Below are 12,800 nucleotides of genomic sequence, written 5' to 3' on the forward strand. Positions count from 1 at the left end.
CCGGATCAGCGCCGCAACCGCGGCAGGGGGCCGCCGCTCGCCAGATAGACGCCGAGCGTCACCGCCAGAATGCCGAACCAGTCGAGCGGGGCGGGGATCTCGCCGAGGATCGGGATGGCGAGCAGGGTCGAGACGGCCGGCACCAGGGCGCCGAAGGCCGCGCCCGACGAGGGGCCGAGGATCGAGACCGCCTTGGCGAACAGGACCAGCGACAGGATCGTCGCCACGACGCCCTGAAAGATCGCCTGGAAGACGAGTTCGCCGGTCGAGGCGCCGAGCGGCGCGAAGCCGTGGATGGCGAGATAGAAGGGCAGGAACAGGATCGCCGAGCCGACCGAGATGATCGCGGCGGCATGCAGGGGGTCGATGGAGATGCCGCGCAGCGCCACCGTGTAGCAGGCCCACACGAAGGCGGCCGACAGGAACAGGAGATGGCCGATCGTCTTGGTCTCGCCGGGCGTCAACGCGGTCAGACCGGCGATCACCAGGATGCCGACCAGGATCAGGCCGTAGCCGGTCTTGCGCGCGGCCGAGAAGCGTTCCCGGAACAGGAGCGCGGAGAGCAGCGCGACGAATAGCGGCATCACGCCCGGAATGAGGATGCCGCCATGGGCGACCGGGGCGAAGCGCAGCCCGCCCGCCGCCAGCACGCCATAGGGCGCGCCGGCACAAACGACGAAGATCGCGATCCGCGGCCAGCCGAGCCGGTCGACCGCGAGGCCGCGTTTCACCAGCACCGGGGCCAGGATGATGCCGGCGGTGACGAAGCGCAGCATGACGATGTCGAGGGTGGTCAGCGTCGTGGTGATGCCGAGCCGGGTGATCGCCATCCAGCTCGACCAGATCGCGATGGCGCCGAGGCCGTAGAGGGCGCCGGCCAGGTAGCGGACGCGCGGCGGGGCGGTCTCGATCGGGATGTCGGTCATGGCGCGCCTCGGCTTCGGGTGCGCGACCATACGCGAGCGCCGCTCCGGCGCGAGACCGATCTGCGGGATATCGTCTATGCTGGAACGGCATGACGGCTGCCGGCGGGCCCGACCTCCGGCCCGGACGGTCCCGGGTTTCCGCCCGCAAGGCTGCGTCCGCGGACGGTCTTGTCACCGCTTCTTGTCCCGGTTGCCCTATAGTGCGCGACCGAAACCGGAATCGGCCGGCCCGGGCGGAATCCCGCCGGGCCGCGGCGATCGTTCCGGATCGATGCTGTCGGCATCGGGCGCGGCCGAGCCCGCGCTGTCACGATCCGACATCGAAAGTGATTGTTGCGCCGGCCGGCCCGTCCGCTATCAGGGGGCCTGACCGCCACGAAACGGGAGCCCTGCCATGTGTGGAATCGTCGGGATCGTCGGCCGCAAACCGGTCGCGCCGCTCATGGTCGACGCGCTGAAGCGGCTCGAATATCGCGGCTATGATTCCGCCGGCGTCGCCACGATCGAGCCGGACGGCGCCTTTGCCCGCCGCCGCGCCGAGGGCAAGCTGCGCAACCTCGACGACAAGCTGCAGAAGAGCCCGCTCGCCGGCCTGATCGGCATCGGCCATACCCGCTGGGCGACCCACGGCGCGCCGACCGAATCGAACGCCCATCCGCACGCGACCGACAAGGTCGCGGTGGTCCATAACGGCATCATCGAGAATTTCCGCGAGCTGAAGGACGAACTGAAGGCCAAGGGCCGCGTCTTCGCCTCCGAGACCGACACCGAGGTGGTCGCCCATCTGGTCTCCCAGGCGATCGACGAGGGCGCCACGCCGGAACAGGCCGTCGCGCAGTCGCTGAAGCGGCTGACCGGCGCCTTCTCGCTCGCCTTCCTGTTTCCCGGCCATCCCGACCTCTTGATCGGCGCCCGGCGCGGCTCGCCGCTGGCGGTCGGCCATGGCGACGGCGAGATGTATCTCGGCTCCGATGCCATCGCGCTCGCCCCCTTCACCGACAAGGTCACCTATCTGGAAGAGGGCGACTGGGTCGTGATCGACCGCGCCGGCGCGCGCATCTTCGACGAACACGACATGCCGGTCAGCCGCGGCATGGTCATCTCGGCCGCCTCCGCCTTCCTGGTCGACCGCGGCAACTACCGCCACTTCATGGCCAAGGAGATCCACGAGCAGCCGGAGGTGATGAGCCGCACGCTCGGCCAGTATCTGGATTTCACCACGGGCCGCACCGCGCTGCCGGCGCAATTGCCGTTCGACTGGAAGACGCTCGACCGCATCTCGATCTCGGCCTGCGGCACCGCCTATTATGCCGGCCTCGTCGCCAAATACTGGTTCGAGCGGCTGGCCCGGATCTCCGTCGACATCGATGTCGCCTCCGAATTCCGCTACCGCGAGGCGCCGCTGCCGCAGAACGGCCTGGCCATCTTCGTCTCGCAGTCCGGCGAGACCGCCGACACGCTCGCCTCGCTGCGCTACTGCAAGGCGCAGGGCCAGGCGATCGCGGCGGTCGTCAACGTCACCACCTCGACCATCGCGCGCGAGGCCGACGTGGTCCTGCCGACGATGGCCGGCCCGGAGATCGGCGTCGCCTCGACCAAGGCCTTCACCTGCCAATTGTCGACGCTCGCCTGCCTGGCGGTGGCCGCCGGCCGGGCGCGCGGCGTCCTGACCGATGCCGACGAACAGGCGCTGGTCTCCGCGCTGGCCGAGATCCCGCGCCTCGCCGCCCAGGCGCTGCGCCTGGAACCGCAGATCGAACGCCTCGCCAAGACCATCGCCAAGGCTCGCGACGTGCTCTATCTGGGGCGCGGCACGTCCTATCCGCTGGCCCTGGAAGGCGCGCTGAAGCTCAAGGAAATCAGCTACATCCACGCCGAGGGCTATGCCGCCGGCGAGCTCAAGCACGGGCCGATCGCGCTGATCGACGAGACGATGCCGGTCGTGGTCATCGCGCCGCATGACCGCGTCTTCGACAAGACCGTCTCCAACATGCAGGAGGTCGCCGCGCGCGGCGGCCGCATCATCCTGATCACCGACGCCGCCGGCGCCGAGGCCGCCACCGTCGACGCGGTCGAGACCATCGTCCTGCCCGCCATGCCGGCGACCGTGACCCCGATGATCTACGCCATTCCGGTCCAGCTGCTCGCCTACCACACCGCCGTGATTATGGGCACCGACGTCGACCAGCCCCGCAACCTGGCCAAGTCCGTCACGGTGGAATAGCCGCGTCCGGCCAGGCGGCCGCCCTGTCGGCGGATCGTGAATAGCCACGAAACCCGTTCGCGACCCGGCGCTTCGACACCTCCGATCCGAATACCCTGCGATCCGGATCCCTTGCGATCCGGATCGCTTGGGCGATGTCGCCCACCCCGCACCGTCGCGTGACCGGTAGTGTTCGGATGAGGTTGGGCGCGGCCCTACGCTCCATCCGGACATGCGGCGTGCCGGATGTGGCAGATCGTCGGCGTCGTTCTGTCGGGCGAACTTTCGTCTCTCGGGAAGCTTTCGTCTCTCGGGACGCTAAGGGCATTGTCACGCACAGTCGGGCTGTCGCTCCTCTTCGGGACCATCCAGCATCGTGTCGGCCGGGTGCCTATCGAATTTCGACATCAGGACGTGCGCGATGTACGATAAAATCTATCTTCATGTGGGATTGCCGAAGGCCGGAAGTAGTTATCTGCAAAGCGCGCTGGATCGGCTTTCCCGAAAGAATGCTTTGATTCACACGAGCTATCCGGTGCTCGAAGAGAGTGACGAATTCATACGCATTCAGTCCGGAAACGGCGTGTTTATTGCCGGTCAGTTGTTCGAGGAGAACGCTCCGGAATTCTCGCCGGAGGCCGTCTCGCGTCATGTGCGGCAACTCTTGGACGCTGCGGATGCATCCAAGCCCAACCTGTTGATCTCCAGCGAGTTTTTCAGTCAGGCTGTACCGCAGCGCATGGCCCATCTGCTCGAACTCTTGCGGTCGCACGCACGGACTGTCGAGATCCTGGTCTTTGTTCGACCGTTCGATCTTCTGTGCTGGTCCGGCTATCACCAAAAGGTCAAACGGCGTTCGCTGTCGGATGAATTCGACGAGACCTTCTTCGAGGACTACGGCGAGAAAACGATCAAGCAAATATCGATGATCGGCAACCTGCCGAACCCGGTTCATATCCTGGATTACAGGCGTCATGGTCTCCTGGGCGTTCTTATGGAGGCTCTTGCGGAAAATTCGCGTCTTGAATTTGATTTCGAGGAGCAGACGGTAAACCGGTCACTGACCGGGCCCGAACTGCGCCTTCTGCGGACGATCAATGCCGTATTCCGTGATAATGGATTGGCGAAACGCATCAGCGATCGGTGGATCTATGCGAGCCCCGAAGCGGTCAGCGACAAGCAAGAGTTTGATCGCACCCCAATTCTCGATGCCTTTCGCCGCCTGGTCGCCAGCAACAGCGATCGACTTGCGAGCGAAACGTGCCGCGCGCTGATCCGGCGTCTGGTACCGGACGACCGAACCGCATCCGTCGGCCATGCTGCGGCCGGACAACACCTTGCCCTCGACGGGCCCCAGGACGCCGGCGCCGACAACGCGGACCTCCTGCGCATGGCCCTGGAAGAAATTGCAAAACTATCCAAGCCCGACCAGGATATCAGACGCTATACGCAAAGCCTGACGCCGACCCGCGAGGCCTTCGACCCCGTACATTATCTGTTGCTCAATCGAGATGTCCTGGCGGCCGGCGTCGACCCGGTGACGCACTATCGACAGTCGGGGCGCCGGAAAGGCCGGTATTCGGCCTACAGCACGGTTTCCGCGCTTTTCGACTAGGACCCGTCGGGGCGCGCCTCCTGCCGGAACCGTGCCCCGACGGGGCCGGATCGCATCGCGGCGATCGGGCGAGGGCCTGGAGCGAGCTCGGCCCTCACCCGCCGGCAGACCGGACCCGGCACCGTCGGTTCTGGCTCAGACCAAGTCGTAGCGGACCGGTTCGGCATGCCAGCCGGCCTTGCGCTTGGCCCAATAGGCCTCGCGCAGGCGGTTGGTGAGCGGGCCGGGTCGGTCGTTGGAGAGGATGCGGCCGTCGATGCGGGTGACGCCGAAGGGGCCGCCGGAGGTCGACGAGAACAGGATCTCGTCGGCATTGCGCAATTCCTCGGCCGAAACCGGGCGGACGTCGCAGGGCAGGCCGAGTTCGGCGCACAGCTCGATTACCGTCAGGCGGGTGATGCCGCCGAGCACGTTGCTGTCCGGCGTCGCCACCCGGCCGTCGTGGATGACGAAGACGTTGAAGCCCGGGCCCTCGGTCACGTTGCCGGCGGCATCGAGCAGGATCGGCATGTCGGCGCCGCGCTCGTCGGCCTCGAACAGGCCGGAGGTCATGTCGGCCCAGTGGAAATTCTTGTGCCGGGCATCCAGCGACGCGTCCGGGATGCGCACCGCCGAGGCGACGATGGCATGGGTGCCGCGCTCGATGATCTCGGGAGATACCAGCCGCACATAGGGGATCGCGAAGGCGATCAGATAGGGGCGGGTGTTCTTCGGATGGCGGGCGGTTCCGGGCAGCGGCGCCCCGCGCAGGCAGTCCATGGCGACGTAGGATTCGGTCAATCCGGACAGCGCGATCAACCGATGCAGCATCGTCCGGATCTCGTCGTCGGTCTCGCGCGGCACCAGCCGGGTCGCCTCCATCGAGGCGCGGAAGCGGGTCAGATGGTCGTCGAGGCGGAAGAAGGCGCCGTCCCAGACGCTGACCACGTCATAGACAACGTCCGAGCGCCGATAGCCCCAATCGGTGATCGGGATGCGTGCCTCGCCGAGCGGCATGAAGGTGCCGTCCATATAGGCGGCGCCGCCGGCATAGCGGGGGTCGGTGGCCGTCCGGGTCGGCGACGTGTGCAGGGTCATTGCGCGCACTCCCTTGAATCGAAGCGAGAATTCGATGCGGCCGGCGGGTTTCGGTCAGACCGAGAAACGGACGCCCGGGGCGCCGAGCGACAGGATGGACCCGGCGAGCCGCTCGATGCAATCCGCGGTCCAGCCGCCGGCCGTCGCATTGTCGGTGAATTTGGATATCACCTCCGCCCGGTCGACCGCCCGTTCCGGCGTGCCGCGCGGCAGGGCGAGGAACGGCCCCTCCAGGGTCCGGCCGCCGGCCCGGATCGTGACCCGGCCGGCCGGCCGGCGCTCCGGGCCGGACATGACGCGATCGATCTCCGGATCGACCTCCGCCGTCACCTTTTCGGCGACCGCCGCCACGGTCGGATCGGCCATCACGGCCGGATCGTACCAGCGCGCCTTGGGGTGCCCGGCGGCGATCGCACCGAGACAGAAGGGCAGGCTGAACTGGGCGTCGACCATGGTGGCGGGCGCCGCATCGAGGAAATCCCGCGCGAGCCCGCCTGAGGTATGCACGGTGATCCGCTCGATCGCGGCCGCATCGTGCCCGCTTTCGCGGAAGGCGATCTCGAAGGATTCCAACGCGGTATGGATCCAGCGGCAGGCCGGATAGGTCTTCAGGCTGAGGTTGCGCGCCCACCAGACGCTGCCGAGATCCTGCGCCAACACCGCGCCGTCGAAGCGGTCCGAGCCGATCATGCGCCAGAAGCCGGTCTCGCCGTCGAACACGTCGACCGGCCCGATCAGCCCGGCGCGGGCATGCTGGACGGCGCGCACCCCGGCCTCGGCGGCCGGGGCGACATAGTCCTTGAACGAGACCAGCGGCCGCTTCTCCCAATTGTATTTGCGCAGCGACGGCAGCGGCGCGAGGCTGGCGGCGAAACCGATCGCGTTGGCGAGATCGGCCGTGCCGAGCCCGTTGAGGCGGCCATAGGCGACCGCGGCGCCGATCGCCTGGTGCTGGCAGACGCCATAGACCTGCCGGTGGCGCTCCGGGCTCGGCTGGATCGACAGGATGACGCGGCCGTTGACCTCGAAGGCGACGGCGAGAGCGGTCAGGAGATCCCGGCCGTCGACCGATCCCCCGGCCATGGCGGCGAGCGCCGCGGCGACGATCGAGGCGCCCGGATGGCCGAGGCCCTTGCCGGCGACTTCGAAGCCGTCGTCGAAATCGAGCACGTTGATCAGCCCGGCATTGGCAAAGGCGGCCGCACCCGGGCCGGCCGTCCGGTCGGTGCCCAGGATGGGGCAGGGGCCGGCGGGGGATTCGGCGGCGGTCGCGGCCAGAAGGCGCCGGGCGAGATCGGTCGGCGCGGCGGCGAGCGCGCAGCCGATCGCGTCGAGCAGGTGCAGCCGGACCCGCTCGATCAGGTCGTCGGGAATGTCCTCGAAGCGGGTTTCGGCCGCGAAGGCGGCGATCCGGTCGGTCAATGTCGCGGCGGCGGCCGTCATGCTCGGCTCCGGCGTCAGAAGCGGCGTTCGGTGAAGCGCTCGATGAAGCGGCGGGTGCGCTCCTCGCGCGGCGCCTTCAGGACCTGCTCGGGCGGACCTTCCTCCAGCACCTTGCCGTCATGCAGGAACAGGACGCGGGTGGCGAAATGGAAGGCGAAGCCGAGTTCGTGGGTGACGATCAGCATGGTCCGGCCCTCGTCGGAGAGCGCACGGATCGCCGCCAGCACCTCGCCGACCAGTTCCGGGTCGAGCGAGGAGGTCGGCTCGTCGAGCAGCAGCACCTCCGGGTCCATGGCCAGCGCCCGGGCGATCGCGACGCGCTGTTGCTGGCCGCCGGAGAGCTGTGCCGGCCAGGCGGTCGCCTTCTCGGCGAGCCCGACCGCGGCGAGCTGGCGCTCGGCGATGGCCTGCGCTTCGGCCTTGGACTTGCCGAGCACCCCGCGCGGCGCCTCCATGACATTCTCGATCACCCGCATATGCGGGAACAGGTTGAACTGCTGGAACACCATGCCGACCCGGGTGCGCACCCGGTCGAGCTCGCGCTCGTCGTAGCGCTGGCAGCCCTTGCCGTCGGGTCGGCCGATGGTGCGGCCATCGAGCGCGATGGTGCCGCCGGTCGGGCGCTCCAGGAGGTTCAGGCAGCGTAGCAGCGTGCTCTTGCCCGAGCCGCTGGAGCCGAGGATGGCGATCCGCTCGCCCTTGCGCACGGTCAGATCGACGCCCTTCAGGACATCGACGGTGCCGAAACGCTTGGTGATGGCGGTCGCGGAGAGCACGACGGGTTCGGGGCTGGTCATCGGCTCATGCGCTCCGGCGGCGCTCGATCAGGGAGGAGGCAAGGGAGATCGGCCAGATCACGACGAAATAGATGCCGGCGACCACGGTGAAGGTTTCGAGCGGCACGTAGTTCTGGCTGCTGAACAGGCGGGCATTGTACATCAGCTCGTGCACGGAGATGACCGAGGCGACGGAGGTGTTCTTGGCCATCTCGACGGCCCGGTTGGTGTAGGCCGGGATCATCCGCGAGACGGCCTGGGGCAGGATGATGCGGAAGAACACGCGCAGGCGTCCCATGCCGAGCGCCCGGCCCGCTTCCCACTGGCCTATTGCAACGGATTGCAAGCCATTGCGATGGATTTCGGCGCAATAGGCCGTACCGTTGAGGCCGAGCGCCAGCACGGCGGCGCCGAAGGCCGGCATCTGGATGCCGATCAGCACCGGCAGGGCGTAGTAGAACCAGATCAGTTGGACCAGCACCGGCGTGTTGCGGAAGCACTCGACAAATCCCCGCGCCGGGATGGCCAGCACGAGCCGGGGCGACCGCCGCCCGAAGGCGACGATCCAGCCCGCCGACCAGCCGACCGAGAAGGCGGCCGCCCAGAGGAGGGCGGTGGTCCCGGCGGCGCGGATGAGGAGATCGAAATCGGCGAAGACGACGCCGAACTGCAATTCGGGCATCGTCTATCGCCCCTGCATGGCGCGGCCGCGCGCCTCGAGCCATTCGGACACCTGGCTGGCGGCGAACAGAACGGTCAGGAACAGGAGCGCCACCACCGTATAGACCTCCAGCGGCCGGTAGGTCTCGGTGACCACCACCATGGCGGCATAGAGCAGTTCGTGATGGGCCAGCGCCGCGGCGAGCGTGGTCGTCTTCACGAGTTCGAAGCAGCGCTCGACGAAGGGCGCCGCCATCCGCCGGGCCGCCTGCGGCAGGATGATCCGCCGGAAGAGCCGCGCCCGGCTCATGCCGAGCGCCCGGCCGGCCTCCCACTGGCCCCGCTCGACCGAGACGATGCCGCCCCGGAAGACCTCGGCGAAGAAGGCGCTCGACTGGATGCCGAGCGCGGCCAGCGCCGCCCCGAAGGACGATAGGGTGATCCCGAAAGCCATCGGCAAGCCGTAGAAGAACCAGAAGAAATGCACGAGCGGTGGAGTGTTGCGGAAGAACTCGATCCAGGCCGTCGCCGGCCATCTCAGCACGCGCAGGCCGGACAGGCGCATCGCGGCCAGGCCGGCGCCGATCAGGATGCCGACCGCGATGCCGGCCAGCGACAGGACGATGGTGCCGCCGAGCCCGGACAGGAGCACGGTCCAGTTGCGGGTGACGGCGCTGAAATCCCAGACATAGGGCATGAATCGAGTCCGGTCGGTTCGGGCGGCCGCCGGCGCGCGACCCCGGGCGAGGCGCGCGCCGGCCGTCGGTCAGGCCTTGTTCCAGAGCTCGCGGACGATCGCCGGCGCTTCCTTCGGGTCGATCCCGCGGAAGGTGAGGAATTCCTCGTAAATCCTCTGGATCTCACCGGTTTCGTAGAGCGAGTTGAGGGCGACGCCGACCCAGTCGCGCCACGACTTGTCGGCATCCCGGCGCACGCCGGCGCTGGTCGAGGCGACGCGGAAGGGGTCCGGCAGCACCACGCTGCCGCGCTTCACGCGCGAGCGCAGCAGCACCAGCGCGGGGTGGAACAGCGAGACCGCGTCGACGCGGCCGGCGACGAAGGCCGCCCCGGTCTCGTCGATGTTCGGGAAGCGCTCGATCTTGGCATTGGGCAGGCGGCGGGTCAGCTCGCGGTCGGGCGAGGTGCCGAGCACGACGCCGATCCTGACCTCCGGCTTGTCGAGATCGGCCCAGGTCTTGGCGGCCTGGCCGTCGCGCGCCAGCACGCCGAGGGCGTAGTAGAACATCGGCTGGACCGGGAAATCGATCGCCAGGGCGCGCTGCGGCGTCGCGTCCATGGCGAACAGCACGTCGAACTGGTTGGCCTGCAGGCCGGCAATGGCGGTGCCCCAGGTGGTCTCGACCGCGACGGCCTTGACGCCGAGTTCGCGGGCGAGCGCGAGGCCCGCGCCCCAGCCGATGCCCTTCCATTCGCCCGAGCGCTGGTCCTTGAAGAACCACGGTTCGCCCGGCGGCGTGCCGATGCGCAACTCGCCGCGCGCCTTGATCTGCTGCAGGAGGTCGCCCGAAGCCGGGGCCTGGGCGGCCGCGGGCGTGGCGGTCAGGGGCAGGGCGGTCGCGGCGGTGGCCAGCGCCACGGCGCTGAACAGATGGCGGCGGTCGATGGCATCTTCCATGGGGATACTCCTGACGGCTTCGGGCCGTGCTTTCGGCAGGGCCGGCTTCGCGTTCGGCGGAAGGCGGTCCGGGGCGTGAACGTTCGTCTGATCGACATACCGCAAGCGCTTCGCCCGCTCCACCGATCCCGGCGGGACCGATCCGGCGGCACGATGCGGTTCCCAAGCGGAACGCCGGACCGGCGACTTGTGCACGCTATCCAGGCGAAGAGGTATCCGAAAGAAAAAACTTTTCCCAGGCCGAAGCTTCAGCCGAACGCGCATCATTTCAGGGCATCGCGGCAGCGAATCGATCACATGCAGTTTCGCAGAGGGAACGGGACCTTCGGTCCCGGTGTGGTGCTCCGTGTGGTGCTTCGGCGCCGTCCCTGGCATAGGGCCGCAGCCGGGGGAAGGGGTGCCGCGCCGGGAGGGAAAAAGCTCCAATCCCCCAACCGGTTGTTCCCTTCTCCCACCGGAGGGGCGAAGGGGACGGCGCCGGGGGATCGGGGCGGGCGGATTTCCCCGACTCTTCAACGTGTTATCCCCTTCGCCCCCCAAGGGGGGGAGAAGGTGCCCGAAGGGCGGATGAGGGGGACGGTCGCGCGTCAACGCCTCGAGGTACCGGTCCGACCGCCGGCCCCGCCGCCCCGGACCGCGAGACTTTCACGAGGCCGCGGTATCGAGCCTCCTCATCCGGCCTTCGGCCTCCTTCTCCCCCAAGGGGGCGAAGGGGAAGGCGCCGGGGGATTGGGGGGGCAGGGGACCTAGCGTCGGGAGGCAGAATAGCTGCGATCCCCCAACGGGTTGTTCCCTTCTCCCCCAAGGGGGCGAAGGGGAAGGAGCCGCGGCGTCGGGGCAGGGGGCCCGGTGTCGGGAGACAGACTATCTCCGGTCCCCGACCGGGTTGTTCCCTTCTCCCTCCGGACGGGCGAAGGGGAAGGAGCCGCGGCGTCGGGGGGCAGGGGACCCGGCGTCGGGAGACAGACTATCTCCGGTCCCCCAACGGTTTGCTCCCGTCTCCCTTCGCAGGCGAGCGACACGGCCACGGCCATCGGGTGAGCGCCGTCCGCCGGCCGGTGCCTTACCAGACGCCGGTGTTTTTCATGCTCGACCAGGGTTCGGCCGGCGCCTGGGCGGCGCCCTTCTGGAGAAGTTCGATCGAGATCAGGTCGGGCGAGCGGACGAAGGCCATGCGGCCGTCGCGGGGCGGGCGGTTGATGGTCACGCCGGCCTCCATCAGCCGGGCGCAGGTGGCGTAGATGTCGTCGACCTCGTAGGCGAGATGGCCGAAATTGCGCGCCGTGCCGTAGTCCTCCGGGTCCCAGTTGTAGGTCAGTTCGACCAGCGGCGCCTTGTCGGCGCGGGCGGCGGCCTCGTCTTCCGGGGCCGCGAGGAAGACCAGCGTGAAGCGGCCCGGTTCGTTGTCGATCCGGCGGGTCTCGATCAGGCCCATCTTGTTGACCCAGAAGTCGAGCGAGTCCTCGAGATTGCGGACGCGGACCATGGTGTGCAGATATCGCATGGGGGTCTCCTGACCGTGAAGCGACGCAAGGGCGTGGAGCCATGAATATCGTGTCGGATCTCGCCGAGGGAAGGCGCATTCTCACCGAGGCGATCGACTCGGCGAAGCGGCTGGTGCTGTTCACCGGGGCCGGCGTCTCGACGGAGTCCGGCATCCCGGACTTCCGCTCGCCGGGCGGGCTGTGGTCGCGGATGCGCCCGATCCTGTTCCAGGACTTCGTCGCCTCCGAAGAGGCCCGGCTCGAAGACTGGCGCCGGCGGTTCCATCTGATGGCGGAATTCGAAGCCGCGCAGCCGAATGCCGGCCACCGCGCCATGGCCGGACTGGTCGCGCGCGGCGAGGCGATCGCGCTGATCACGCAGAATATCGACGGCCTGCACGAGCGCTCCGGGGTTCCGGAGGAGCGCCTGATCCGCCTGCACGGCACCGGCACCCATGCGGCCTGCCTCGACTGCGACACACGCATGGAGATCGCCGAGGCGGTGGCGGCGATCGCCGCCACCGGGCGCGCGCCGCGCTGCCCGGCCTGCGGCGGTCTCGTCAAATGCGCGGTGGTCAGTTTCGGCCAGTCCATGCCGGAAGCCGAGATGGCCCGGGCGGAGGCGGCCAGCCGCGCCGCCGATCTGTTCGTCGCGGCCGGCTCGTCGCTGCAGGTCCATCCGGCGGCCGGGCTTCCGGTCGCGGCCCGGCGGGCGGGGGCGCGTCTGATCATCGTCAATCGCGACGAGACGGCGCTCGACGGGCTCGCCGATTTCGTGCTGCGCGGCCCGATCGGACGGCTGTTCGAGCCCGCCGACCAAGCCGCCAGGGACGGCGCGACCTGAGACGTCCGATGCTGCAGTGCCGTCCCTGCCGTTACGGAGCCGGCTGCCGGAATCCCGTCAATGGCGCGAAGCCTTGGAAGCGTGTCTCCGCGGTATCAATTGTGGCGAAATCGGGCACAACATCACCGAAACCGGT

The 12,800-nt window shown here is 68.6% G+C and carries 11 protein-coding genes; 3 read left to right on the plus strand and 8 right to left on the minus strand.

Annotation, left to right across the window (positions count from 1 at the left end):
* Window positions 1–5: 5 nt before the first annotated feature.
* Complete coding sequence (locus ABB55_RS26900; protein WP_054362321.1) at window positions 6–926, minus strand: DMT family transporter; 921 nt, start codon at window positions 924–926, stop codon at window positions 6–8.
* A gap of 394 nt (window positions 927–1,320) precedes the next feature.
* On the opposite strand from ABB55_RS26900, the gene glmS reads away from it, so the two are divergent.
* A complete protein-coding gene (gene glmS / locus ABB55_RS26905) occupies window positions 1,321–3,150 on the plus strand; it encodes a glutamine--fructose-6-phosphate transaminase (isomerizing) (protein WP_054361582.1) in 1,830 nt (609 codons plus the stop codon).
* A 400-nt stretch (window positions 3,151–3,550) separates the two neighbouring features.
* The gene (locus ABB55_RS26910) at window positions 3,551–4,744 is read left to right on the plus strand and encodes a hypothetical protein (RefSeq protein ID WP_152982204.1); all 1,194 of its coding nucleotides are present in this window, start codon (window positions 3,551–3,553) and stop codon (window positions 4,742–4,744) included.
* 135 nt (window positions 4,745–4,879) lie between these two features.
* On the opposite strand, the gene ABB55_RS26915 is transcribed toward ABB55_RS26910, so the two are convergent.
* The 7 genes from ABB55_RS26915 to ABB55_RS26945 all read right to left on the minus strand — a co-directional run bounded on the left by ABB55_RS26915 (window position 4,880) and on the right by ABB55_RS26945 (window position 11,840).
* Window positions 4,880–5,821 (minus strand): aminotransferase class IV, encoded by a 942-nt coding sequence (locus tag ABB55_RS26915; protein ID WP_054361584.1) that lies wholly within the window; start codon window positions 5,819–5,821, stop codon window positions 4,880–4,882.
* Window positions 5,822–5,875: 54 nt separating this feature from the next.
* Window positions 5,876–7,264, minus strand: coding sequence for an MmgE/PrpD family protein (locus tag ABB55_RS26920; RefSeq protein ID WP_054361585.1), 1,389 nt, complete (start codon window positions 7,262–7,264; stop codon window positions 5,876–5,878).
* Window positions 7,265–7,278: 14 nt separating this feature from the next.
* Entirely contained in the window at window positions 7,279–8,061 is a 783-nt protein-coding gene (locus ABB55_RS26925) for an amino acid ABC transporter ATP-binding protein (protein WP_054361586.1), read from the minus strand.
* Between the two features lie 4 nt (window positions 8,062–8,065).
* Window positions 8,066–8,722: an amino acid ABC transporter permease gene (locus tag ABB55_RS26930; RefSeq protein WP_054361587.1), complete on the minus strand. Its 657-nt coding sequence runs from the start codon at window positions 8,720–8,722 to the stop codon at window positions 8,066–8,068.
* 3 nt (window positions 8,723–8,725) lie between these two features.
* Window positions 8,726–9,397, minus strand: a complete 672-nt coding sequence (locus ABB55_RS26935; protein ID WP_054361588.1) for an amino acid ABC transporter permease — start codon at window positions 9,395–9,397, stop codon at window positions 8,726–8,728.
* A 69-nt stretch (window positions 9,398–9,466) separates the two neighbouring features.
* Entirely contained in the window at window positions 9,467–10,336 is an 870-nt protein-coding gene (locus ABB55_RS26940) for a transporter substrate-binding domain-containing protein (RefSeq protein WP_054361589.1), read from the minus strand.
* A 1,063-nt stretch (window positions 10,337–11,399) separates the two neighbouring features.
* The gene (locus ABB55_RS26945) at window positions 11,400–11,840 is read right to left on the minus strand and encodes a VOC family protein (protein ID WP_054361590.1); all 441 of its coding nucleotides are present in this window, start codon (window positions 11,838–11,840) and stop codon (window positions 11,400–11,402) included.
* 41 nt (window positions 11,841–11,881) lie between these two features.
* On the opposite strand from ABB55_RS26945, the gene ABB55_RS26950 reads away from it, so the two are divergent.
* Window positions 11,882–12,664: an SIR2 family NAD-dependent protein deacylase gene (locus ABB55_RS26950; RefSeq protein WP_054361591.1), complete on the plus strand. Its 783-nt coding sequence runs from the start codon at window positions 11,882–11,884 to the stop codon at window positions 12,662–12,664.
* Window positions 12,665–12,800 lie beyond the last annotated feature (136 nt).

This window comes from Prosthecodimorpha hirschii (genome assembly GCF_001305515.1).
In the GTDB taxonomy this organism is placed as follows: Bacteria; Pseudomonadota; Alphaproteobacteria; order Rhizobiales; family Ancalomicrobiaceae; genus Prosthecodimorpha; species Prosthecodimorpha hirschii.